Source organism: Plantactinospora sonchi, assembly GCF_036422035.1.
In the GTDB taxonomy this organism is placed as follows: Bacteria; Actinomycetota; Actinomycetes; order Mycobacteriales; family Micromonosporaceae; genus Plantactinospora; species Plantactinospora sonchi.
Map to the genome: position 1 here is coordinate 129,958 of NZ_JAZGQK010000013.1, position 23,601 is coordinate 153,558.

Below are 23,601 nucleotides of genomic sequence, written 5' to 3' on the forward strand. Positions count from 1 at the left end.
GGTGGGCGACGACGGCGCCGCGTCCCCGTGGCACGCGGCGCCGGGTTGTCGTCGGGTCAGGCGGCCGCGTCGAGCCGTCCGCGCTGGTCGGGGGTGAGCACCAACGCCACCCCGGCGAGCGCCTCGTCGAGCTGCGCGACCGTGCTCACCCCGACGATCGGAGTGGCGGCGGGTTCTCCGCCGGTGAGCCAGGCGAGAACCACATGGTTGCGGGTCGTACCGGTCTCGGTGGCGATCTCGTCGAGGACCGCGAGACGCCGTTCGGTGCCGGAGTGCGCGTACTCCGGTGGGAGGGGCTTGTCGGCCCGGGTGTACCGCCCGCTCAACAACGGGGTGTAGGCCCAGAGTCCCAGGTCGGGGTGGCTCTCCAGGTAGTCGACCCCCTCGTCGCTGACCATGCCGAACCGGTGGACCACGGTGGGTCGGGTCCCGGGGCGCGGCCGTAGGTAGGTGTGGTGCTGCTGCAGGAAGCTGAACCCGGTCCAGCCGTTCGTCCGGGCGATGTTCCGGGCCCGCTCCACCTGCCAGATCGCGTAGTTCGAACAGCCGAGCGCGCCGACCGTACCGGCGCGGACGAGTTCGTCGAAGGCCCCCACCGTCTCCTCCAGCGGCGTACGGCGGTCCTCCTTGTGTGCCCAGTACAGGTCGACGTGGTCGGTGCCGAGCCGGCGCAGGCTGCCCTCGATGCCGTTCTTGATCGCGGCCGCCGAGAGCCCCTCCGCCGTCTCCGGGAACCGGCCCGCCTCAAGCGGCTCGCAGCCCACCTTGGTGCTGATCCTCACCCGGTCGCGAACCCCCGGGCGGCGGGCCAACCAGCGTCCGAGCAGTTCCTCGCTCTGGCCGCCGAAACCGCTGGGGTGCTCCCAGAAGGCGTAGCAGTTGGCGGTGTCGATCCAGGTGCCGCCGGCGTCGACGAACCGGTCCAGGATCTCGAAGGACCGCTGCTGGTCGACGACCGTGCCGAAGAGCATGGCGCCGAGCGCGATGTTGTACGTCATGAGGGTGACCCTAGGCGGTTATCGGATGGTGGTTACGCTCCAATCCGATGGCTGATTCCCAGACCAATTTCGCCTGGGCGACACTGCTGGACGTCGATCCCCGACAGCCGGGGCGGCTGCCCCTGCACGAGCGGCTGGCGCAGGCGTTGCGGGCGGCGATCCGGAGCGGGCGGCTGGCCACCGGGGCGGCCGTACCGCCGAGCCGGGCGCTCGCCGAGGAGTTGGACTGCTCGCGGTGGGTGGTGACGGAGGCCTACGGCAAACTCCTCGCCGAGGGGTACCTTTCCGCCCGGGTCGGTTCGGCGACCCGGGTCTCGTGGTCGCCGGAGGTCACGTCGCCGCGCCGGCAGGACGCGGCCGGCCCGACCCGGACAACGGTCCGGTACGACCTCGGCCCCGGCCTGCCCGACCTGCGGGCCTTCCCCCGTCGGCGCTGGTCGGAGGCGGTCCACGCGGTCACCGGTTCGGCGGTCCGCTACGACCTGGGCCCGCCCGGCCGGTCCGGTCATCCGACGCTGCGCCGGACGGTCGCCGAGTACCTGCGGCGGTCCCGGGGCGCCGACACGGTGCCCGGATCGGTGACCGTCTGCGCGGGCATCACCGACGGCCTGTTCCGTACCGCCCGCGCCCTGCGGGCCGAGGGCATCGTCGAGGTGGCGGTGGAGGACCCGGGGTGGGCGCGGTTGCGGGCGGCGGTGACCAGCGCCGGCCTGCGGGTACGTCCGGTGCCGGTGGACACCGACGGCCTGCGGGTCGACGTGCTGTCGCGCCACCCGACGGTCCGGGCCGTCGTCGTCGGCGCGGCACACCAGTTCCCGACCGGTGCGATGCTCTCCCCGCAGCGGCGTGCCGAGCTGGTGCGGTGGGCCCGGTCGGTGGACGGGTACGTCATCGAGGACGACTACGACTCCGAGTTCCGGTACGACCGCCGCCCGATCGGGGTGGTGCAGGGGATGGATCCCCGGCGGGTGTTCCTCCTCGGCTCGGTCAGCAAGACACTGTCGCCCGCTCTCGGCCTCGGCTGGCTGGTCGCGCCGTCGCCGCTGACCCGGGCGCTGCGGGAGGCGAACGTCGTCGCGGCACCGCCGCCGGTGCTGGACCAGCTCGCCCTGGCCACGTTCATCGACCGTGGCTGGTACGACACCCACCTGCGGGCGGCCCGGCGACGGTTCCGGACCCGCCGTGATCTTCTCGTTCGGGAACTCGCCGCCCAGCTGCCCGCCGGTCGGGTCGCCGGCACCGCCGCCGGCCTGCACATCCTGCTGCATCTGCCGGACGGCACCGACACCGCGAGGGTGGTCGCGGACGCGGCGGCGGCCGGGCTACGGCTGGCGGACCTCGACACGTACCGGTCGGGACGGGCCGGCTCTCCCGCGCTGGTCATCGGCTACGGCAACGTGGGCGACGCCGAGATCGCGCCGGCGGTCGCGCTGCTCCGTAGCACGCTCAGGGATGCCGGGTGACGGGCAACTGGCCAGTGCCGCGGACGATGTCGCGGTAGACGGCGAATGCGGGCTTGGGCCGGTAGGTGTCGGTGACGATGCCCAGTGTCCCGGTCGGTTCCGTGGAACCGCTGTCGGCGTCCCTGAGGCTGAACAGTTCGTAGTGGGTGATGTTCAGAGACTCCTGTTCGGCGAGGATGACGCCGAGCATGTCCGTCAGTGAGTCGCACTGCGTCTGCTCGGTGCGCGGTGACCCGCTCGGGGTGCCGTTCTCCGCGATGTGCAGGGGAGTGCTGGGCGGGATGTGCGCGCGGGGCAGCGATTCGCCCCGCAGGTGGTGCAGGGCGTGCGCGGTGAGGGATGCGGTGTCTCCCGGGTTGCCCCGTGGGGCGACGGGCGAGAAGGCGTCGGGGTACAGGCCCAGGCCGACGTAGTCGACGTGGGCCGCGAAGTCGTGGTACGGGACCGAGGAGAGGTACGACCAGAACTGGTCGTCGCCGCCCAACCATTCCGGTGGTTCGGCGACGGAGAAGCCGATCCGCACGTGCCGGAGGCCCCGCCGGTCGAGTGCGGCGCGTGCGTGCGGGATGCCGAGGGCCAGGGCTTCCAGTACGCCGGGTGCACTTCCGTCGATGAGCGGGATGGGGAAGTTCGGCTCAAGTGTCACCTGGAGGTAGCGCGTCAGGTGACCGTAGCGGTCGATGACGGTGTCGAGGAAGGCCAGCCATCCGGAGACGTCGGCAACCTGCGGGATGTAGCTGACCACGAGGTCCAGCTCGCGGTTTCCCTCGACGTACCACTCGTCGGGCATCGTGAGGTGGGCGAGCTCGTGTTCGGCGCCGAGTGAGGTGACGACGTCCGGTGGGGTCGCGTCGCCGAAGAAGTGCAGGTACTCGCGGATGACGAACGGGCGGCCGCCGGAGAGGTCGTCGACGAGGCGGCGGATCGCGGCGACGTCGGACGGGTGGGAGCAGAGCGTGCCGGCCCGCCCGCCCGGATAGATACCGAACTTCACGCTTCTGCACTCCCGTCTTGCTCGGTTCGCTGGGTTGGCCAACCGATCTCGTGTGACCGGATCCGCTGTACCAGGGTTCTGATCCAGGTGACTTCGGCGGCGACGATGCTGCGCCAGTAGGCGACTTCGAGCATGTGCACCTCGGGCACGTCGCCGTCGATCAGTTCCGAGAGGACAGTCAGTTCCCGGTCGAGCCGGTCGGCTCGACCGTGCAGGATGGACGCGGCCTGGTCGGTCGGGAGAACTCCGACGTAGGCGACCGCCATGACGAGGTCCACGGACGCGGCGGGGGTGTCGCGTACCCCGGCCTCGACCTTGCGGCGGATGTCGGCGAGACCTGCGGTGGTCAACTCGTAGGTCGTACGTGGTGGCCGGTTGCCCACTCGCTCGGGAAGCCGGGAGGAGACCAGGCCTGCCCTCTCCAGCGCCTTCAGCAGGGACGTGACCGTGCTGCGGGTGACCGGGAGGTGTCCGTATCGCTCGCGTAGGCGCGTGGTGATGTCGTAGCCGTGCGCCGGCTGTTCGAGCAGGAGTCCGAGTATCGGCAACACCAGGCTGTTCCGTGACGCGTTCAGAGGCACCAGGACAACCTATAGACGTATACGTCTAATCGCAAGATCGAATCGGGCACCCGAGACAAGGGCCAGTCACGATGCGGTGAACACCAGGGCTGCCCCTCCTGCCGTCGCATGGCAGGCTCGTTCTCCGTGATCGATGATTTCGCGAAGGAGTACCTGCACGACGAACTGCGGTTCACCCGTCAGGCGCTGGTCTGGAAGCTCGACGGTCTCTCCGAGTACGACATCCGACGGCCCCTGACAACGACCGGGACCAACCTCCTCGGCCTGGTCAAACACCTGGCGACCTGGGAGGCCAGGTACCTCGGCGAGATCTTCGACCGCCCGTTCCCGGAGCCGCTGCCCCGGTGGCAGGACTCGGATGGCGGCGACCTGTGGGTGACCCAGGACGAGACCCGCGAACAGATCATCGGCTTCTACCGGCGTGCCTGGGCACACGCGGACGCGACGATCGAAGAGCTTCCCATCGACGCTCCCGGCCACGTGCCGTGGTGGCCGCGCCCCGACGTGAAACTGTTCAACATCATGGTCCACGTCCTCAACGACACCACCCGGCATGCCGGACACGCCGACATCCTGCGCGAGCAGCTCGACGGCCAGACCGGGGTGGCGGCCGGGTACGAGGAGCAGATCGACACGGTGGCCCGCCAGGCCCACCGGGCGAAGATCGAGCGGGCTGCCAAGGCGGCGGCCCGCGGGTCGGATCGTGCTGGTTGATCCGACGCGTACGGCAGGACCGGGTCTACGTCCCAAGCACGCGGCACCCCGGTCTCGGCCGCTTCCGCAGGCTGGTCCGCCTGCTCGCGGCCAACCCAGGTGGCGACGCACGCCTCGTTGCCCTCGGCGTCGGCCAAGACCCACCACTTCGGCGCGTGCGCGTCGGTGACCAGGTGACCTCCGGCGGCCAGGGCGGCGGCGATGCGGGCCTCGGCTTGATCGTGCGGGACGGCGACGTCGAGGTGCATGCGGTTGCGTTGTGGGCGCACCACGCCCATCTGCTGCAACCCGAAACCCGGGCCGCGCCGCGCCGGGTCGGCCAGGTAGTCGTCGCCGATCTGGTGGTAGCCCAGCAGGGCCCGCCAGAACGGCAGTACGTCCGCGCCGACGAGTGTGTCGAGGGTGACGTTGACGAGCTGCACGGCGGTCGGGTCGGCGGGGATGTCCAGTTCCCTGGCAGCGGCCGAGATCCGCCGGGCCAGCGCGATGTCGCGCCGACTCAGGGACACTGTGACGCCGGCGTGGCGCAGGTCGATGTTGAGGTACTGCGCGAAGTCATGCCGGCGAACCTAACATCGGCGGCGCGGCGGCCCCCCGAACGAGCGAACGGCGGCACACTCGCAGTCACCTGTGACGGTTGCCGCAGATGTTGACTCCTCGGAAGGTGCGGCGCCGGGTGGTTCGCACGCGAAGTTTTCCGTTCCATCCCATTTCGTCCCTGCCTGGTGTCGACTGCGCGTGACCGCGTGCACACAACAGGCAGGTCGCCGCAGATCCGGCAACACTGGGTGGCTGGCGTCCGGGACAACCGCCGCGCGGTGGCGGTCCGGTGCGGGCGTACGCCCTTACAGAACCCTTAACTCCCGGCTGGCACGGTGACGGGACAACGGAGGAGACGGCGGAGGGAGAGGCGGTGCGAGTGCTGGTCGCCGACGACGAGCGGCTGTTGGCGGACATGGTCGCCCAGGGGCTGCGCCGGCTCGCGATGGCGGTCGACGTCTGCTACGACGGCGACGCCGCGTGGGAGCGGGTCAGCGTGCACCGGTACGACGTCGCCGTCCTCGACCGGGACATGCCGGGCCGTACCGGTGACGAGGTCTGCCGCTCGATCGCCGGCTCCGACGCCGGGACCAGGGTGCTGATGCTGACCGCGGCGGCCGGGATCCGGGACCGGGTCGAGGGGCTCGGTCTCGGTGCCGACGACTACCTCACCAAGCCGTTCGCCTTCGCCGAACTGGTCGCCCGGGTGCAGGCGCTGGGCCGTCGGTCGGCGCCGGCCGTACCGCCGGTGCTGGAGCAGCACGGCATCGTCCTGGACGAGGGCCGGCACGAGGTGACCCGGGACGGCCGGCCGGTGCCGCTGAGTCCGAAGGAGTTCGCCGTGCTGCACGTGCTGATGCGGGCCGCGGGTCGGGTGGTCAGCGCCGAGGAGCTGCTGGAACAGGCCTGGGACGAGTTCGCCGACCCGTTCACCAACGTGGTCCGGGTCACCGTGATGACGCTGCGCAAGAAACTCGGCCAGCCGCAGGTGATCCAGACCGTGCCCCGGGCCGGCTACCGGATCGGGGTCTGACCGGTGCGGTGGACCTCGGCCCCACGCTGGCGGATCCTGCTGCTCTGCGTGGCGGCGCTGTTCGTCGGCTACAACCTGCCGCTGCTGACCGGGCACCTGTTCAACTGGCTGTGGCCGCTGCGCGAGCTGTGCGACGTGCAGATCACCGGGGTACAGCCGGTCTGCGACCAGGTGGCCGCGAACTTCAACCTCTTCGGGGCCGGGCTGCTGGTCGGGGTGGCCCTGCTCGTGCTGCTGGCCTTCGGGCTCGCGGGCCGGTGGGTGCTGCGTCCGCTTCGCCACCTCGCCGAGTCGATCTCGCACGTCGGCCCGCAGAACCTCGGCTACCGGGTCCGGGCGACCGGCCGGGACGAACTGGCGCAACTCTCCGGCGCCATCGACCAGATGATGGAACGGATCGCCGCCGGGTACGAGGGACAGCGGCGGTTCGCCGCGAACGCCTCGCACGAACTGCGTACCCCGTTGGCGGTGCAGCGTACGTTGATCGAGGTCGGCATGGCGCAGCCGCTGACCAACGACCAGGTCGAGCTGCTCACCGCCCAGTTGCTCCAGACGAACGAGCGCAACGAGCGACTCATCGAGGGGCTGCTCGCGCTGAGCGAGAGCGACCAGGGCCTGCGGTCGCGCAATCCGGAGCGACTCGACGAGATCGTCGCCGAAGTGATCACCGCGTACCAGGACCGGGCCCGGGCCGCCGAACTGGTCGTCACCGGCCACCTCACGCCCCGGGTGGTGGTCGGCGAGCGGGTGCTGCTGGAGCGGCTGGTGACGAACCTGGTGGAGAACGCCATCAAGTACAACCGGCCGGGCGGGACGGTCGACGTCACGGTGGCCCGGGAACCGGCGTTGACCGTGACCAACACCGGTCCGCGGGTGCCGGCCGAGGCGGTGGCCGGACTCTTCGAACCGTTCCGCCGGCTCACCGGGGACCGGCTCGCCCACGGTGGCGGGGCCGGGCTCGGGCTCACCATCGCCCGGTCCATCACCCAGGCGCACGACGGGGTCATCTCGGCGACGCCCGCCGGTCCGGAAGGGCTGCGGGTGGAGGTCCGGCTACCGGACCTGACCTGACCCCAAGCCCGATCCCGGTTCCGTTTCCGACCGACCTGGCTGTACCGCACTCCGTGTTAGGGAGAATTGTGACTTTGATCCACACTCGTCCTGCGGCGGGCTCGAGCGGTGCCGACACCGGCGGCAACGCCGCGGCGGCACAGCCGACCGGGCAACGTGCCGAGTGGGCGGACGTGGCGAAGGGCGCCTGCATCATCCTCGTCGTGCTCTGGCACGTCGTGGTCAAGCACTACCTGCGGATCGACTGGCATCTCGACGTACCGCTGCCAGGTGTCTGGGGGAAGCTGGGGGAGCAGCTCCTGCCGCTGCGGATGCCGCTGTTCTTCACCATCTCCGGTGTCTTCGCGGCGAACGCCCTGGCCCGGCCGTGGCGGGTCGCCGCCCGTTCCCGGATCGCCTTCTTCCTCTACCTGTACGCGCTCTGGCTGCTCATCCACACCACGGTCTTCGCCGCCGCCCCGGGACTGCCGACCGACCGGGCGACGTCCCTGTCCGGGCTGCTGGAACAGCTCACCGTCACCCCGTCCAACCTCTGGTACCTGTACGCCCTCGCGCTCTACTTCACGTTCGCCAAGGCCGTACGCCGGATTCCGTGGCCGGTGGTGCTGGCCGCCGCCGCGATCCTCTCCATGGTCACCGCCGCCGGCCTGCTCGCCACCCCCGGCAACCGGGGCGGCCTCTACCAGAACCTGGTCTTCTTCCTCGGCGGCCTCTATCTCAAGCCGTACGTCCAGCGCTGGGCGGCCACCGCGACGAACCGACGGCTGCTGCTGACCTTCGTCGGGTACGCCGGTGCGGCGACCGCGATGGCCGTGGCCGGTGCCGAACAGTGGTTCGGGGTCTGGCTCCTGGTGTCGATCCTGGCGGTGGCCTTCGGAGTCACCGCCGCCGTGCGGGCGACCCGGTGGCGGCGGGTCGCCGAGCCGCTCAGCGCACTCGGCCGGCAGACCCTGCCGATCTATCTCATCCACATGCCCCTGCTGGCCGTGGTGGACCGGTTCCTCGTCGGCCCGCTCTCCGAACTCGGCACCGCCGGCCAGTTCGTGGTCGCGGTCGAGTACCCGATCGTGCTGACCGCCGTCCTGCTGGTGGTCTGCCTGGCCGTGCACCACGGGCTGACGGCGATCCACGCCAACTGGCTCTTCGCGTTGCCCGGCCGGCGGCGGGGAGCGGCGTCGGCGCGGCCGACCGGACCGGACCGGACCGGCGAACCAGACAGCGACAAAGGAGTTCCGATGGCACCACGACCCGACGACCCCGACCCGACGCTGGTCCTTCCCCGGCCGGTCGGCCCCGCCGGGCCGGTGACCGTGCCGCCCACCTCGGCGGACGTGGAGGCGGCGGCCCGCTGGCTGTCCGGACAGGTGGTCCGGACACCGGTGCTGCACTCGCCGGCGCTCGACCGGCTCGTCGGTGCCCGGGTGCTGGTGAAGGCGGAGAACCTGCAGACCGGCGGCTCCTACAAGCTCCGGGGCGCGCTGCTGGCGGTCGGCCGGATCGCGGCGGCCGGCGGGCACACCGGAGTGGTCGCGCAGAGCACCGGGAACCACGCGGTGGCGGTGGCGATCGCCGCCCGCCGGTACGGGCTCGCCGCGACGGTGGTGCTGCCGGTGGACGCGGCCCCGGGCAAGATCGCCCGGGCCGAGGAGGCCGGCGCGCGGGTGGTGCTGGTCGGCACCACCGTCGAACAGCGGACCGCGGTGGCCCGCCGGATCAGCGACTCGACCGGACACCCGGTCATCGACGCCTACGACCATCCGGACGTCATCGCCGGTCAGGGCAGTGCGAGCCGTGAACTCATCGAGGAGGCCGAACGCGCCGGCACCCCGCTGGACGCGCTCGTCCTGCCGGTCGGCGGTGGTGGCGGCGCGGCCGGGGCCTGCCTGGCCGCCGCCGGACGCCCGATCGAGGTGTACGGCGTGGAGCCGGTCGGCAACGACTCGCTGGCCCGGAGCCTGGCGGCCGGTCGACGGGTCTCCGTCACCCCGGCACCGACCCTCGCCGACGGCCTGCGCCCGTCCTGTGTCGGCGAACTGCCCTTCGGCATCCTGCGGACCGCACTCAGCGAGGTGGTACGGGTCGACGACGACGCGATCGCCGACGCGTTCCGGCTCATTCTGCTGCATCTGAAGGTGCTGGCCGAGCCGTCCGGGGCGGCCTCGCTGGCCGGGGCGCTGCGGATCGGGGCCACCGGCGCGCACCGGACCATCGGGATCGTGCTGACCGGCGGCAACGCCGAGCCGGACGTGGTCGCCCGGTTGACCACCGAGCGGCTGCGCGAGGTCACCGAGGCCGGCGGGAGGGCGGCATGATCCTGCTCTCCGATCCCCGGGTCGCGGCCGTACCCTCCGTCGAGGACGGTGATCCGCTGGTCGACCTGCGGACCGTACCCGGGTTGCGGCTCGACACCCGGGCGGCCGACCCGGCGGGCGGGTACGCCCGGGTGCGCCGGGCGGTGGCGGACCGGTTGCTGACCGCCCAGGCGACCCTGCCGGCCGGACTGCGGCTGCTGGTGGTCGAGGGCTACCGGCCGTACGCCGCCCAGCTCGGCATCTTCACCGGCTACCGGGACGAGTTGCGTCGGCTGCACCCGTCCTGGTCGGACGAGCGGCTGCACCGGGAGACCAGCAAGTTCGTCTCGCCGGTCGAGGTGGCGCCGCACAGCACCGGCGGTGCGGTCGACCTGACACTGTGCACCTCCGACGGTGTCGAGCTGGACATGGGTACCGAGATCGACGCGACGCCGGAGGCGAGTGGCAACGCCTGCTTCACGGCGGCCGACACGATTTCCGCGGAGGCCCGGCGGAACCGGCAGATCATGGTGGACGCGCTGAGCGGGGCCGGCCTGGTGAACTATCCGACCGAGTGGTGGCACTGGTCGTACGGCGACCGTTACTGGGCGCTGGTGACCGGGGCCGACCACACCCGGTACGGGCCACTGCGGGAGATCACCCCGGCGGCCGGTTGACGCGCGGGGCACGAGCATCGATGGGCCTGGCCCGGCGAGGATTCTCCAGACGACCAGTGGGAAGGCGCGCTACCGGCGGACGCCGCGTGGCTGAGCGACGGTGGGCCGGGGCAGCGGACGGCGGGCGCGGTTCGGCATGATGGCCGGATGGGCGAATACTCGACGGCGACCGAGGACCTGGGGCTGCGGCGGCGATGGGACCGGATCGCCGGCGGACTCCTCGGGGTGCACGCCGGTGACTCGCTCGGCGCGACCGCCGAGTTCATGTCGTGGTCGGAGATCCGGGAGCGGTATCCGGACGGCATCCGGGAGATCGTCGGCGGCGGCAAGCTGAACTGGCCGGCCGGGCAGGCCACCGACGACACCGACCTGATGCGGGCCGTGGTGCTGGCGTACCTCGACCCCGGCGACGACGTGGTGCGGGCGGCGGCGGACCACATGGTCAAGTGGTGGGTGGGCGAGTGGCCGGGCCGGGAACCGGGCAGCCGTCCGCACGACTTCGGCGGGGCGACCATGACCGGGCTGCGTCGTTACCAGCAGATGGAGGACCCGCGCCGGGCCGGCGCCGGGAGCGGGCAGGCCGGCAACGGTTCGCTGATGCGTTGCCTGCCGACCGCGCTTGTGGTGTCCGACCAGGAGCGGCGGATCCGGGAGTCGATGGAGATCTCCGCGATCACCCACGACGACGCGCGCTGCACCATCTCGTGCGCGGCGTACAACGAGATCGCCGCCGCGCTGCTCGCCGACGCCAGCCCGGATCAGGCGGTCACGGTCGGCCGCGAGGTCGCGGACCGGTTGGGCGGCAACGAGGTGGCGGACGCGATCGCGTACGGGCGGCGGTTGCAGCCCGCCGAGGCGGTGCGTACCGGTGAGACGTACCTGGCCAACGGCGGCCGGGGTTACGTCCTGGACTCGCTCAGTCTGGGCGTGGCGGCCCTGCTCGATCCCCGTCCCCTGCCGGACGTGGTGATCGACATCGCGCACCTCGGCGGCGACACCGACACCAACGCCGCGATCGCGGGCGGGCTGCTCGGCATCCGGGACGGGGTCTCCGCCATCCCGGAACGGTGGCGTTCGAAACTCCAGTTCGGTGAGGAGTTCCTCGCGGCGGCGGACGCGTTCAGCGGCCGGTCTTCCTGACCGGCCCGGGCCGTCCCGGGCTCAGCGGGCGATGGCGGCCCGGATGCCGAGGGCGACCAGGACCGCGGCGGTGACCCGGCGGCTCGCCCGCACGAAGCCGGGCGAGCGGACCATCCGGCCGGCCCGGACGAGCAATACGGTCCAGCCGAGCAGCCAGGCGGTGACCAGCAGCATCTGAGCGGTGGCGAGGACGAGGATCTGCGCCACCACGGGTCGCCGAGCGTCGACGAACTGCGGCACCAGGGTGAGGAAGATCGACGCTGCCTTCGGGTTCAGTACGTTGCCGAGCAGCGCCTGGCCGTACGCCGAGTGCCGGGCCTGGCCGTACGCCGAGTGCAGGACACGGGCGGACCGGCGACGGCTGCCGACCGGCCCGGATCCCGCCGGGACCGCTGACCGGTGGTGCCGGGGCGGGTTGGCGTCGGCATCGTCCCGCCCGGTGCGCCAGAGCCAGCATCCGAGGACCACCAGGTACGCCGCACCGGCGAGCCGGACGGCGGTGAAGAGCTGACTGGAGTGCATCACCACGGCGGAGAGCCCGGCTGCGGCGAGTCCCGCGTGCACGTACAGGCCGGTGGCGGTGCCGAGGATGACCGGCAGGCCGCTGGCCGGCCCGTTCGGCAGCACCCGGTTGGTGAGCAGGGTGAGGCTGGCGCCGGGGGTGGCGATCAGCGGCAGGACCGCCACCAGGAAACCGGCGACGGCGGCTGCGGGGGGCATCAGACCAGCACCCGGAAGTGGGTGGTGAGCCGTCCCGTGTCGTCGAGGACGTGGTACGCGAGCGCGGGCGGCGCGTCCCGGTCGGCGACCCGCTCACCTTCCCAGGGCATCCGGAGGGTCCAGGTGACCGCCGGGCCGACCACCAGCGGTCGCCCGGCGAACCAGGTGCTGGCCGCGGTGTGCGCGTGCCCGGTGAGCACCGCGACCACGTTCGGCCGGTCGGCGAGCAGGGCGGCGAACTCGTCCTGGTTGCGTAGCTGGTGCTGGTCGGGCAGCGGATGGTGCAGCGTCACCGGCGGCTGGTGGAAGGCGACCAGCGCCGGCATCTCTCCGACCTCGTCGAGGGTGCGGCCGAGCCAGCTGACGGTCTCGGCATCGAGCAGCCCTTCGTCGCGGCCGGGGATGGTGGAGTCGCACATCAGGATCGCGGTGTCGCCGACCACGTGCAGCCGGTTGACCGGTCCGGTGCCGGCCGCCCCACCGCTGCCGGGGCCGGGGTCGGGTTCGCCGAGCAGCACCTTGCGGTAGGCGGTCCGCTCGTCGTGGTTGCCCGGACAGGTCAGTACCGGGAACGGGAGGTCGAGCAGCGCGGCGGCCTCCTCGTACTCGGCTGGGTCGCCGTGGTCGGCGATGTCGCCGGTGACCAGGAGGGCGTCGACCGGTGTGGGCAGGGCGCGCAGGTGGTCGGTCACCCGTCGGGCCCGGGCGGTGGCCCGTTCGGTGCCGTCGAGATGCAGGTCGCTGATCTGTGCGAGCAGCAGCATGATGCCCCGTTCTAACGGTAAAAAGAATGATAAGCGTTAGGGACGCTAACGTAGGCTCTGGCGTGTGCACAAGTACCTGGGGCTGGCGCTGGCCAGCACCATCCGACACGACGGTCACGGCGGAGTGGCCGACGACCTGGCCGAGGTCGACGGGCTGACCACCTGGGTCCACGACCATGCCGACCTGCTCGACCGGGCCGCGCCGGCCCCCGGCGCGCAGACCGGTGACGGGTGGGCGGCCGGATTCGGCGCCGACGGGGCGAGCTGGTCGGAGATGGTCGCGCTGCGTCAGGCGGTCCGGGCCCTCTTCGCGTACGCGGTCCGCCCCGGCCCGCCGAGTCCGGCCGACGCACATCGACTGCTCCCGCTCGACCAGGCCCTTGACCGGCTCAACGCGGCGGCGGCCCGGGCCCCGGTCACCCCCCGGCTCGACTGGCCGGACGGCGGCGAGCCCCTGGTCGACAACCCCTCCGCGGTGACCGACCCGACCGCCCGGCTGGTCGCGGCCGTCGCCCGGGACACCATGAACCTGCTGTCCGGTCCACGCCGCCCGGACCTGCGGGCCTGTACGGCCCCCCGCTGCGTGCGCTACTTCCTCCGGGAGCACGGACGTCAGGAGTTCTGCAAGACGTCCTGCGCCAACCGGGCCCGGGCGGCCCGGCACTACGAGCGGCACCGGGCCAACCCGGCGGAGCCGGTCGGCTGACGGGCCGGGCCGCGCGTCAGCGGGCCGGAGTGAGTACCCGGTCGGGCAGGGCCAGGTGCTCCCGGAACGCCCGGCGACCCGCCGCCGTGACCGCGACCGCCCGGCCGGTGCCGATCCGGCCGATCCAGCCCGCCTCGAAGGCGTGCCGGCAGAGGGCGGCGCCCACCGCACCGCCGAGATGCGGACGACGTTCGGTCCAGTCGAGGCAGGACCGGACCGGGACCCGCCGGGAGGGTTCCGCCCGGATCCCGAGCCCGGCCAGCCAGCTCGTACCCCGGTCGGTCAGGGTCAGCCCGCGTTCCCAGGCCAGGTAGCCGTACCCGGTCATCGCGTCGGTGACCGCCACCCCGAGCGTTCCGGCGAGGTGGTCGTAGCAGGTTCGGGCGTGGGCGAGCGCCCGGCGCCGGCTGGCGGCGGCCAGTGACCGGACCGGCGCGGTCCCGACCGGTACGGCGGCGGTCAGCGTCTCGATCAGTTCCGCGGTCTCCGGGCCGGCCAGCCGGACGTACCGGTGACGTCCCTGGCGCTCCTCGACCAGCAGCCCGCCGTCGACGAGCTGGTGCAGGTGACCGGTCGCGGTCGACGGCGCGACCCCGGCGTGCCGGGCCAGTTCGGTGGCGGTCCAGGCCCGGCCGTCCAGCAGCGCCAGGCAGAACGCCGCCCGGGTGCGGTCGGCGAGCAGGCCGGCCAGTGCGGCCAGCCCGGTCGCGCCCTCGGGGACCTGACGGTCGACGCTGCTCACCGTCGCCATGGTGCCCGCCGGACACTTCGGCCGGCAACAAAACGTCCGGTGGCTACGGTCCCCGGCATGACCGTGCTGAGCTGCGAAGATCCGGCATCCGAGCCGTCGGACACCCATCTGGCCATCCGACCCCGGATCCTGTACTTCGGCACCCCCGTGGTGCTGGTGAGCACCGAAAACCCCGACGGCACCGCCAACCTCGCCCCGATCTCGTCGGCCTGGGCGCTCGGCCAGGTGGTGGTCCTCGGGCTCGGAGCCGAGGGGCAGACCGCGCGGAACCTGCGCGACCGGCCCGAGCTGGTGATCAACCTGCCGGGACCGGAGCAGTGGACGGCGGTCGAACGCCTCGCCCCGCTGACCGGGCGGGATCCCGTGCCGGAGCACAAGCAGGACACCTTCCGGTACGAGCCGGCGAAGTTCGCGGCGGCGGGACTGCGGCCCGTCCCGTCGGAGCTGGTCCGGCCGCCCCGGGTCGCGGACTGCCCGATCCAGTTGGAGGCCCGCGCCGTCTCCGTACACCTGGCGATCGCCGGTTGGTTCCTGATCGTGGAGGCCGAGGTCTGCCGGGTGCACGCCGACCGGCGGATCGTGGTGCCCGGCACCCAGCACGTCGACCCGGCCGCCTGGCAGCCCCTGATCTACAACTTCCGGCACTACTTCGGCCTGGGCGCGGAACTGGGTCAGAGCTTCCGGACCGAGACCCCGCATCCGGCGTACTGAACCGGGGTGGCGTACGTCAGCGGACCCGTACCCACTCGCTGGAGCCGTTGCCGAAGAACCGCATCGTGTCGCCGACGCAGATGTACTCGGTCGGCTCCAGGATCAGTGTCAGCGGAACCCGGTTGTTGCGACTGTTGCCCCGGTAGAGCGTCACCGTCCCCTTGGCCCGCACGCTGCTGACGTACTCGATGCCGTTGCGGTGGTAGACGTTGGCGGTCGCGGTGCCCCGGGTCTCCTGCCGCCACTTCACGCCGTTGACGGTCGCGGTGTCGCCCTTGTCCTTGGTGAAGTCCAGTTTCACCCGGCCGTCGGCGGTGTACGTCTGGATGGTGCCGCCGTCGCCGCTGAACTGCACGTCCCGGCCGTCGATCTTGTTGATCGACTGGGAACTCACCGCCCGCCACACCCCGACCAGGCAGCTGTCCACCCCCGCCGCCGTCACGCTCGGGGTGACGACCGGAGTGGGCGACGCGGTCGCGGAGACGCTGGGCAGCGGCCCGGCGAGGAGCTTCGTACCCTGGCCGGGCTCTTCGCCGTTGGCGAGGGCGGCGGTGACGGTGACCGCGCCGAGCAGACCGACCGCCGCGACCATGACGCCGACGAACCGGGCCCGTCGGTGCCGCCACGCCCCGGCCACCCAACCGACGGGCGAACCGGCGTTCGTCGGCCGTGCCCCGGTGCCCGCCGCCGGCCCGCCCGCCGGTCCGCCGACGGGGAGCAACCGGCCGACGGGGACAGGTCCGTCGACCTGGGTGTGGACGGTCGGCATCGTCCCGGCGTGCATGGTGTCGGCGGCCGGGCCGTCCGACCGGGTTCGCAGGCTGCCCTCGGCCACCACCAGTTCCGGCTGTTCCACCACGCTCGGGGCGATCTCCAGTGCCCGGTGCAGGGCGGAGGCGACGGCCGGCATCCGGCTGGAGCCGCCGGAGAGGAAGACCGCCGCGAGCGCGGACGCCGCGCCCTCGGTCCGGGCGAGCACCATCCGGGTGGTCTCCACCGTACGGGCGACGACCGGTTCGGCGAGTTCCTCGAGTTCCTCCCGGCCGAGCGGCATCTCCAGGTCGAAGAGCGGCACGTGGATCATGGTCGAGGTGCTGCGGGACAGCATCTCCTTGCCGGCCCGTACGTTGGCCCAGAGTTGCTGACGTGCCCGTCGGTCGGAGGTGGTGGTCGGCTGGGACAAGCGGTTCCACAGTGGCTCGTCACGGCCACCGATCGTGGTGCCCAGCCGCGCCACGATGGCGGCGTCGATGTCCAGCCCACCACAGTCGGCGAGCCCCTCGGTCGCGAGGACCTCGTACCCGTCGCCGGTGCGGCGTACGACGGTGACGTCGAAGGTGCCGGCGCCGAAGTCGTACACGACGGCGCACCGCCCCACCGGCAGGTCCCGGCCGGCCACCTCGACGAAGAAGTGCGCGGCGGCGACCGGCTCGGCGACCAGTCGTACCGTGGGCAGCACCTGCCGTGCCGCCGTCAGCAGGGTTGTCCGGCGCTGCGTACCCCAGGCGGCAGGGAAGGTCAGCACCGCCTCGGTGACCGGCTCGGTGGTGACCAGCCGGGCCTGGCTCGCCACCCGGTGCAGCGGTGCGGCGAAGAGGTCCTCGACGGTGACCTCCCGCTCGCCGAGCAGCACGGTCCGGTCGTCGACACAGAGCTTCGGATGCGGCTCGAACGACTGGGGCAGAGACAGCCCGGTGTGCAGTGCGTCCTGGCCGACCAGCAGCCGGTGGTCGGGGTCGGCGCAGACCGCCGACCGGAGCAGCGGTGAACCGTCGAACAGCATCGGTCGGGGCTCCCGGCCGGGCAGGGCGAGCACCGCCACCGTGTGGTACGTCCCGAAGTCGATGCCGAGGCGCGCGCCCGCTCCACTCACGCCCCTCACCGTACGGGAGCCGCGCCCTTCGACGTGGTGGCTGATCGTCCGCCCTCTGTCGTCCGTTCTGCGGCGGTCGCAGGTCGGTGTGCTCAACGCTTCGGGACGGTGTGCTCAGTCCTTCGGGACGGTGTGCTCAACGCTTCAGGTCGGTGTGCCGGCCGGCGAGGACGAGCCGCTCGTACGCCCACCGCCACTCGGCGCACCGGCTCTCGCCGCAGCGTACGCAGACCCCGGTTTCCGGGTCGTTTGCGTGGGCCAGCAGGGTTTCCCGGAAGTGGGCCGCCATCTCGTCCGACACCTCGACCGCCGCCGTGACCCGCTGCCGTGCGGGGTCGGTCATCGTCGATCGCCCCGCCACCGGTTGTCGACCGCCCGGGCGTTACGGGTCTGCCAGTTGCGCAGCGCGTTCTTCACCCGGTCGGCGTCGTCGCGGGCCACCCGTACGTCCCGGCACAGCAACTCGACCTCGTCGGCCATCCGGTCGAGGAAGCCGTACACCTCGTCGGGGTCGAGGCCGCGTCGCCACGACCGGCGGCTGAACCGTACGGAGCGGATCCGGCTCGGGTCGAGCCTCGGATAGAGCGCCCCCAGCATCGCGTACCTGCCTCTCCCTGCGATCTGTCGCCGTCGGGTGGATCGGCGCCGGGACGGGCGGGGGCGTCCTCCCGCCACGCCGGCATGGCGGGAGACCGGTGACCACGGCACCCGCCCCGGGCCGTGTTCTCAGCCTCGCGGTCGTGAACGGGCGCAGACAGCGCTGCCGTGACGGACCGTGGTGGCGACGCTGTTGCATTGATCTTCCTGAACTGCTAACTCTGTAGAGCCGATTCATCACCACCAGCGACGAGGGGGACGCCGGGTGGCCTTGAAGCGAATCCGGTTCGTTCAGCGGCGGAAGGCGCTCGGCTTCACCCAGGAGTCTCTTGCCGAGACGCTCGGCGTGGACCGCACCACGATCGTGCGCTGGGAGCGGGGCGACAGTCAGCCGTTGCCGTGGGTGCGTAAACCGCTGGCCGCCGCGCTCGACGTCTCCCTGGCCGAGCTGGACGAACTGATCTCCGAAATCGTCCCGGCCACCCTGGACAACGCCCCACCCGCCGGGGTTACCGTGGCGACAGGTGTCGATGAGGGAGGTGATCCCACGGACCGTCGTACCTTCACCATCAGCGCGGCGCTGACCGCGCTCGGCATCGTGGGGCCGGCCCGGGACGCGCTCGCCGCCACCGAGATTCCCCGGTCGATCGGGCTGGAGCAGGTGCGGCTCGCCGCCTCACTGGTCGAACGGCTGCGCACGGCGGACGCGGTGTTCGGCGCCAACCAGCTCTGCGACGTCGCGATCGGCGTCCACCAGCGGTTGTCGACACTGGCCAGCCAGTCCTCGTACGGCCGGGAGGTCGCCGAGGCGTTGCAGACCGCGCTCGCCGACCTCGCCAATCAGATCGGCTGGCTGACCATCGACGCGGAACGCCGCGCCGAGTCCCGGCGCTACCTGCACGAGGCGATCAGTCGGGCCCGGGTGGTCGACGATCCCCGGCAGGAGGTCCGCGCCTTCGCCTGTCTGGCGCTGTTCACCCGGGAGAAGGCGCCGAAGGAGTCGTTGCAGTGCGCCGAGGCCGCGCAGCGGGTTTCGGCTGGCTGGGCCACCCCCCGGCTACGCGCGCTGCTGCACCTGCGGGCCGTCCAGGCATATGCCCGGCAGCGGGACGAGGTGGCGTTCGGCCGGGAGCTGAGCAAGGCGCTGACCCAGTTCGACCGGGGCATCCACGACGACGACCTGCCCTTCCTCGGCTTCGTTACCGAGCGGGAGTTGGGTTGCTTGCAGGCTTCGTCCTACCTGGCCCTCGGGCGTCCCGACCGGGCCACGTCCATTTTCCAGGACATCGTCAGCGCACCCTCCACTCCCGGCCACGAGCGCAACGAGATCTACGACCGGGTGCTGCTCGCCGAGGCGACCTGGCGGCAGGGCAACGCGGTCGAGGCCGCCGAGATCGCGCACGCCGCGCTGCCGGATGTCGTCGGGCTCCAGTCCCGACGTATCGCCGCCCGGCTGGGTCAGGTGCGGACCGGACTGGGCCGGGAACGCACCCGCAGCCCCAAGGTCCGCGCCTTCCTCCAGGAGTACGACCAGGTCGCCGCCGGCTGACGGCGGGTACGTCCGACGCGTCCCCGCCTGGCAGGCTGGTCCGGAAGCGGCCACATGACGGGGGAGGGGTCGGTATATGACAGTCCTGCGGGTACGGGGCCGGGCCTTGCCGGACGGTGATCCGGTCGACCTCTACGCCGTCGGCGACCGGTGGACCAACGATCCGGTCCGGAACGCCGAACTGGTCGCCGAGGGCTGGTTGATTCCGGGGCTGGTCGACGCGCACACCCACCCGGGGGCGTCGGCGCCGGGTGATCCGCTGGACGACGAGCTGCTCCGCGCCGACCTGCGGGCGCACGCCGCCGCCGGGGTGACGATGATCCGCTCTCCCGGCCTGGCCGGTGACCCGCCGGACTGGTTCGGCGCCGACCCGGAACTGCCCAGGGCGGTCTACGCCGGGCCGTGGATCGCCCAGCACGGCCAGTTCTTCGACGGCTGGGGGCGCCGGGCCGACCACGCAGACCTGCCGGACCTCGCGGTCGCACAGGCCCGCCGCAGCGGCTGGGTCAAGGTGATCGCGGACTGGCAGTTCGACGACGAGCCGCTGCCGGTGGACGTACTGCGGGCGGTGGTCGAGGCGGTGCACGCGGTCGGCGGTCGGGTCGCCGTGCATTCCCAGCACGCGGCGGGTGGCGCGGCGGCGGTGGCGGCCGGCGTGGACTCGGTGGAGCACGGCATGTGCCTCGATCCGGGGCTGTTGCACCAGATGGCGCGGCAGGGGACCGCGCTCACCCCCACCCTGAAGGTGATCACCGCCAGCCTCGAACGGCGGCGGGCCACCCCGGACAGTCCGACCCGCCGGTGGTACGTCGACGGCGCCAGCCGACACGGAACGCTGGTCGCGGCCGCAGCCGAGGCCGGCGTACGCGTGCTGGCCGGGACCGATGCGCCACCGCACGGCCGGGTCGCCGACGAGGTACGCGCGCTGGTCGCGGCGGGGATGACCCCGCACGACGCGCTCGGTGCCGGGTCCTGGGGCGCCCGGAGCTATCTCGGGCTGCCCGGGTTGCGGGTCGGTGCGCCCGCCGACGTGGTGGTCTATCCGGACGATCCGCGTGCCGACCTGCGGATGCTGGACCATCCGTCGGCGGTGGTGCTGCGCGGCAGGCTGCTGCCCGGGCGCTGAACCACAGCAGGGGCGGGGAGCCGGCTGTCACACGGTGAGGACGATCCGCCCGAGCGCCTCGCCACCAGCGAGATGGCGGAGCGCGGCACCCGCCTCGGCGAGCGGATACGTCCGGTCGATGACCGGCGTCAGCTCACCCGCTTCCAGGTGGGCACGGAGGAGCTCCATCGCCTCCCGCTTGCTCAGGCTGGCGGAACCCCGCCGCAATTGGGGTACGAAGAGTGACGTCAGGCCCAGTCTCGCGAAGCGAGGCAGGCTGCCCAGCCAGCGGTGCCCGGTCCGGCCGAACTGGTCGTGTCCGATCAGGACGTAGCAGCCGTCCGGGGCGAGTACCCGCCGGCAGGCGGAAAACGGACGGTTTCCCGGGATGTCGACGATCAGGTCGTAGCGCGCGCCGCCGGTGGGGTCGTCGCGGGTGAAGTCCACCCGGGTGTGGTCGACAACCTCGTCCGCACCGAGCGAGCGGAGCAGGTCCAGCTTTCTGGTGTGGTCGACGCCGGTCACGTGCGCGCCGTGCGCCTTGGCGACTTGTACAACGACGGCCCCGACGCCACCGGCGGCCCCGTTGACCAGGACCCGCCGACCGGGGCGCAACCGTTCGGTCGGGAGGTTCAGCAGGGCGATGTATCCGGTGGTCGGCACCGTGGCGGCCTGCTCGAACGTCACGTTGGCCGGTTTGCCGACCAGCCCCTCCTCGGGGGCGACCGCGTACTCGGCGAAGGCACCGCCGTTTCGCCACGAGAAACCGCGCAGGCTCTCGCCGAAGACCTCGTCCCCCGGCCGGAACCCGGTCACCCTGCGGCCCACCGCGACCACTACGCCGGCCAGGTCCGTGCCGGGGACCGGACACCTGGGCCGGCGCAGCCCCGAACCCATCAGGCGCAGCACGTACGGGTGGCCGGTGACGACGTGCCAGACGTCCGGATGCACCGAGGCGGCGCGTACCCGGACCAGCACCTCGTCGTCACCGACCGTGGGCTGCCCGATCTCCCGCAGGCGCAACGCCTCGGGCGGACCGTACCGATCCTGGATGATCGCCTGCACGCGCCCCTCCGCACCGGGCGGACACCGCCCTGTCGCCTGGCCCTGCCGTCAGGCTAGTACTCGAACGTCACTTGGTCTTCCGGCTGGTGGGGCTGCCGAGATCGATTCGCCGACCTCGAGGGCGTGTCTTGCTTGTCCTGGACGCGGCTTCGAACGTTTCGTAGCCGCCAGGTCGTGCGGATTCCGTGTCGGGTGGCCGCGGTGGCGGGCGACGGTGCTTGGGTGAGTGGGATGCCGCACCCTGACCTGCCTAATCTGCTTGCAGATCCGCGTTCGGTCGGCCATCCCGGAGACCTGTCCACCTGGCGAGGGCCCCTCGCCAGCCCCGAGGCGGGAGCGGTTCAGCCGACGGGCGCGACCCGAATGAGGTTGCCGTCCGGGTCGGCGACCACGAAGGTCCGCCCGAACGACTCGTCTCGCGGCTCAGACACGACATGGACTCCTTTGCCCTTCCAGGTTGCGAACTGTGCGTCGATCGCCTCTGGCGCCCCGGGCAGGGCCAGGCAGATCTCGCTGGTGCGCAGGGCCGCCCGGTGAAGGTCTTCCTTCGCCAGGTCCCACAGGGCGAGTTGGATCCCCGGGGCGAGGTCGAACGCGACGAAGCCGGGGGTCTCGAGGCTGGGCGTGATGTCGAACAGGTCGCTGTAGAAGCGGGCGGCGGACGGAGCGTCGCTGACGTAGACGATGAACATGTTCGGTGCAGGCATGGGCACGCCTTCCTTCCTGGGATTCTGACGGGGACGACCGTAGGGGGAAAACATGCCGGGATCCGTCATGTTCTTGAGAAAGATCGACGTATGACACCCGATCGGTTCTTCTCGCTGCTGGTGGCGCTACAGGCTCGGCCAACGACGACCGTCACCGCCCTGGCGGGCGAGGTCGGCGTCTCGGCGAGAACGATCATCAGGGACCTGCACTGGCTTCAGGAGGCGGGATTTCCGCTTGTGCTGCGGCGCGGTCGGCACGGCGGCGTCACGTTGCTCCCCGGAGGCGCACTGGACACCTCGCGTCTGACACCAGACGAACGGGAGCATCTCGCGCTCACCGGTCTCGACGACACTCAGCGCCGACGGCTGGGTGTCGATGACGTCACCGGACGCGCGTTGCGCAAGGTCGCCGGCACATCACCGCAAGGAGACCTGCTGGCAATCGGAAACCTTGTGACGAGCGACAACCGACCATGGTTTGGCCGCGACCCTGAGGGCGTGTCGCCAGCCGCGATCATCGGAGACCTCCGCCGGGGAGTACGCCTGAAGCTCGAATACCAACGGTCAGCCGAGACGACGGCCCGCTGGCGGACGGTCGACCCGTACGGGCTCCTGGCAAAGGCGGGACGCTGGTACCTCGTCGCGGACGAGCGGGGCAAGCCACACCTGTTCGCCCTACAGCACGTCACCCGTTGGCAGCCCCTCCGCAGCCCCAGCCGACTCCGCTCTGGAGCGGACCTCGCAACCGTCGCAGCCGATCTGACGTCGGGCTGGGAAACCGCAAGCGACGGGCTGATCCGGATCCGCCTCGACGTCGGCCAGGTCGAACGCGCCAAACGCATCCTCGGCTCGCGCCTGACCATCGGTCAGTCCGATGGAGACGGCACGGTGGCAGCCACACTGCGTATCCGCAGCCTCGAAGACGTGCGCCAGCTCCTGCCTTTCGGGGACGCGGTGACCGTGCTTGACCCGCCCGAAGCACGTGAGCGTGTCAAGCAGTTGGCACAGCAGATCTGTCGGCACTACGAGTGAGACGGCCGGCAGAGGGCTCGCCCTGCCGCGACCACCCGCCCACACCCCTGCACTGGTCGACCTGGCGACGAACATCCCAAGCCCGAGCCCGACGATCCCACTACCAGCGCAGACTCGTTCGGGAAACCAGCCGGAAGATCAAGTGACGTTGGAGTACCAGGCGCCAGGTTCCAACCCGGCCGGGCGTCGACACCGTTTCGTTTTCCAGATCGTTTCAGGCGTTCACTTGTAGAGAAACGGGTCGCGACGGTTCGTCCGGCGACGTCGTCGGACGAGGCGCCGTACGGCGGATAGGACTGATCTGAACGGGCGCGGCCAAACCATTTTCACCCCGTGGTCGGTGAGCCGGGGAGCGGTGGATGGGATCGTTAACATCCCAGAGCAAGATATCGTCGTTCATCGCTATAGGCAACCGGGGTCCGCGGTATACGTCATGATCGTCCGACACCTCCGGCTGCCGGTCCCGGCGGTGCCATCGCTGGGATCCGGCCCACGGGTACGGGTGGTGGGTGGCGCGAC

General features: G+C 71.8%; 23 protein-coding genes and 1 pseudogene. 12 read left to right on the forward strand and 12 right to left on the reverse strand.

Annotated elements, in window-relative coordinates; genetic code table 11:
- Positions 1-56 precede the first annotated feature (56 nt).
- Positions 57-998, reverse strand: coding sequence for an aldo/keto reductase (locus V1633_RS17095; RefSeq protein WP_331215332.1), 942 nt, complete (start codon positions 996-998; stop codon positions 57-59).
- A gap of 47 nt (positions 999-1,045) precedes the next feature.
- Here V1633_RS17095 and pdxR point away from each other — a divergent pair, with 47 nt between their 5' ends.
- On the forward strand, positions 1,046-2,461 hold the full coding sequence (gene pdxR, locus V1633_RS17100; RefSeq protein WP_331215333.1) for a MocR-like pyridoxine biosynthesis transcription factor PdxR: 1,416 nt from the start codon (positions 1,046-1,048) through the stop codon (positions 2,459-2,461).
- Here pdxR and V1633_RS17105 read toward each other — a convergent pair.
- Together V1633_RS17105 and V1633_RS17110 are read right to left on the reverse strand one after the other, a co-directional pair.
- Positions 2,445-3,455 carry a hypothetical protein gene (locus V1633_RS17105; protein WP_331215334.1) on the reverse strand — a complete coding sequence of 337 codons (1,011 nt, stop codon included), beginning with the start codon at positions 3,453-3,455 and terminating at the stop codon, positions 2,445-2,447. The two genes, pdxR and V1633_RS17105, sit on opposite strands and share 17 nt — an antisense overlap.
- Complete coding sequence (locus V1633_RS17110; protein WP_331215335.1) at positions 3,452-4,036, reverse strand: PadR family transcriptional regulator; 585 nt, start codon at positions 4,034-4,036, stop codon at positions 3,452-3,454. Before V1633_RS17110 ends, V1633_RS17105 begins: the two co-directional genes overlap by 4 nt.
- Before the next feature lie 126 nt (positions 4,037-4,162).
- Between V1633_RS17110 and V1633_RS17115 the strand changes: the two genes are divergently transcribed.
- Positions 4,163-4,750, forward strand: coding sequence for a DinB family protein (locus tag V1633_RS17115; RefSeq protein WP_331215336.1), 588 nt, complete (start codon positions 4,163-4,165; stop codon positions 4,748-4,750).
- Positions 4,751-4,914: 164 nt separating this feature from the next.
- Here the strand turns inward: V1633_RS17115 and V1633_RS17120 are convergent.
- Positions 4,915-5,259: pseudogene (locus V1633_RS17120) on the reverse strand (VOC family protein); the annotation flags it as partial.
- 404 nt (positions 5,260-5,663) lie between these two features.
- Between V1633_RS17120 and V1633_RS17125 the strand changes: the two are divergent.
- The 5 genes from V1633_RS17125 (at position 5,664) to V1633_RS17145 (ending at position 11,502) form a co-directional block, all read left to right on the forward strand.
- Positions 5,664-6,323, forward strand: a complete 660-nt coding sequence (locus V1633_RS17125) for a response regulator transcription factor (protein ID WP_331215337.1) — start codon at positions 5,664-5,666, stop codon at positions 6,321-6,323.
- Between the two features lie 3 nt (positions 6,324-6,326).
- A complete protein-coding gene (locus V1633_RS17130) occupies positions 6,327-7,394 on the forward strand; it encodes a sensor histidine kinase (protein WP_331215338.1) in 1,068 nt (355 codons plus the stop codon).
- 68 nt (positions 7,395-7,462) lie between these two features.
- Positions 7,463-9,706 carry a pyridoxal-phosphate dependent enzyme gene (locus V1633_RS17135; RefSeq protein ID WP_331215339.1) on the forward strand — a complete coding sequence of 748 codons (2,244 nt, stop codon included), beginning with the start codon at positions 7,463-7,465 and terminating at the stop codon, positions 9,704-9,706.
- Positions 9,703-10,362 carry a M15 family metallopeptidase gene (locus V1633_RS17140; protein ID WP_331215340.1) on the forward strand — a complete coding sequence of 220 codons (660 nt, stop codon included), beginning with the start codon at positions 9,703-9,705 and terminating at the stop codon, positions 10,360-10,362. The genes V1633_RS17135 and V1633_RS17140 overlap by 4 nt, the downstream gene beginning before the upstream one ends.
- A 147-nt stretch (positions 10,363-10,509) precedes the next feature.
- Positions 10,510-11,502 carry an ADP-ribosylglycohydrolase family protein gene (locus tag V1633_RS17145; RefSeq protein ID WP_331215341.1) on the forward strand — a complete coding sequence of 331 codons (993 nt, stop codon included), beginning with the start codon at positions 10,510-10,512 and terminating at the stop codon, positions 11,500-11,502.
- A gap of 21 nt (positions 11,503-11,523) precedes the next feature.
- On the opposite strand, the gene V1633_RS17150 is transcribed toward V1633_RS17145, so the two are convergent.
- The gene (locus V1633_RS17150) at positions 11,524-12,222 is read right to left on the reverse strand and encodes a LysE family translocator (protein ID WP_331215342.1); all 699 of its coding nucleotides are present in this window, start codon (positions 12,220-12,222) and stop codon (positions 11,524-11,526) included.
- Positions 12,222-12,986 carry a phosphodiesterase gene (locus tag V1633_RS17155; protein WP_331215343.1) on the reverse strand — a complete coding sequence of 255 codons (765 nt, stop codon included), beginning with the start codon at positions 12,984-12,986 and terminating at the stop codon, positions 12,222-12,224. The genes V1633_RS17150 and V1633_RS17155 overlap by 1 nt, the downstream gene beginning before the upstream one ends.
- Before the next feature lie 64 nt (positions 12,987-13,050).
- Here V1633_RS17155 and V1633_RS17160 point away from each other — a divergent pair, with 64 nt between their 5' ends.
- Positions 13,051-13,692: a CGNR zinc finger domain-containing protein gene (locus V1633_RS17160; protein ID WP_331215344.1), complete on the forward strand. Its 642-nt coding sequence runs from the start codon at positions 13,051-13,053 to the stop codon at positions 13,690-13,692.
- A gap of 16 nt (positions 13,693-13,708) precedes the next feature.
- Here V1633_RS17160 and V1633_RS17165 read toward each other — a convergent pair whose 3' ends face one another.
- Positions 13,709-14,434 carry an ArsR/SmtB family transcription factor gene (locus V1633_RS17165; protein ID WP_331215345.1) on the reverse strand — a complete coding sequence of 242 codons (726 nt, stop codon included), beginning with the start codon at positions 14,432-14,434 and terminating at the stop codon, positions 13,709-13,711.
- A 66-nt stretch (positions 14,435-14,500) separates the two neighbouring features.
- Between V1633_RS17165 and V1633_RS17170 the strand changes: the two genes are divergently transcribed.
- Complete coding sequence (locus tag V1633_RS17170) at positions 14,501-15,154, forward strand: flavin reductase family protein (protein WP_331215346.1); 654 nt, start codon at positions 14,501-14,503, stop codon at positions 15,152-15,154.
- Positions 15,155-15,170: 16 nt separating this feature from the next.
- On the opposite strand, the gene V1633_RS17175 is transcribed toward V1633_RS17170, so the two are convergent.
- The 3 genes from V1633_RS17175 to V1633_RS17185 form a co-directional block, all read right to left on the reverse strand.
- Complete coding sequence (locus tag V1633_RS17175) at positions 15,171-17,027, reverse strand: Hsp70 family protein (protein ID WP_331215347.1); 1,857 nt, start codon at positions 17,025-17,027, stop codon at positions 15,171-15,173.
- Between the two features lie 136 nt (positions 17,028-17,163).
- The gene (locus V1633_RS17180) at positions 17,164-17,370 is read right to left on the reverse strand and encodes a hypothetical protein (RefSeq protein ID WP_331215348.1); all 207 of its coding nucleotides are present in this window, start codon (positions 17,368-17,370) and stop codon (positions 17,164-17,166) included.
- Positions 17,367-17,624, reverse strand: coding sequence for a DivIVA domain-containing protein (locus V1633_RS17185; RefSeq protein ID WP_331215349.1), 258 nt, complete (start codon positions 17,622-17,624; stop codon positions 17,367-17,369). Before V1633_RS17185 ends, V1633_RS17180 begins: the two co-directional genes overlap by 4 nt.
- A gap of 265 nt (positions 17,625-17,889) precedes the next feature.
- Here V1633_RS17185 and V1633_RS17190 point away from each other — a divergent pair, with 265 nt between their 5' ends.
- Positions 17,890-19,173 (forward strand): helix-turn-helix transcriptional regulator, encoded by a 1,284-nt coding sequence (locus V1633_RS17190; RefSeq protein ID WP_331215350.1) that lies wholly within the window; start codon positions 17,890-17,892, stop codon positions 19,171-19,173.
- Between the two features lie 76 nt (positions 19,174-19,249).
- The gene (locus V1633_RS17195) at positions 19,250-20,299 is read left to right on the forward strand and encodes an amidohydrolase family protein (RefSeq protein WP_331215351.1); all 1,050 of its coding nucleotides are present in this window, start codon (positions 19,250-19,252) and stop codon (positions 20,297-20,299) included.
- Positions 20,300-20,326: 27 nt separating this feature from the next.
- Here V1633_RS17195 and V1633_RS17200 read toward each other — a convergent pair whose 3' ends face one another.
- Positions 20,327-21,343, reverse strand: a complete 1,017-nt coding sequence (locus V1633_RS17200; RefSeq protein ID WP_331215352.1) for an NAD(P)-dependent alcohol dehydrogenase — start codon at positions 21,341-21,343, stop codon at positions 20,327-20,329.
- A gap of 341 nt (positions 21,344-21,684) precedes the next feature.
- Positions 21,685-22,104 carry a VOC family protein gene (locus V1633_RS17205; protein WP_331215353.1) on the reverse strand — a complete coding sequence of 140 codons (420 nt, stop codon included), beginning with the start codon at positions 22,102-22,104 and terminating at the stop codon, positions 21,685-21,687.
- Positions 22,105-22,140: 36 nt separating this feature from the next.
- Between V1633_RS17205 and V1633_RS17210 the strand changes: the two genes are divergently transcribed.
- Positions 22,141-23,082: a helix-turn-helix transcriptional regulator gene (locus V1633_RS17210; protein ID WP_331215354.1), complete on the forward strand. Its 942-nt coding sequence runs from the start codon at positions 22,141-22,143 to the stop codon at positions 23,080-23,082.
- Positions 23,083-23,601 lie beyond the last annotated feature (519 nt).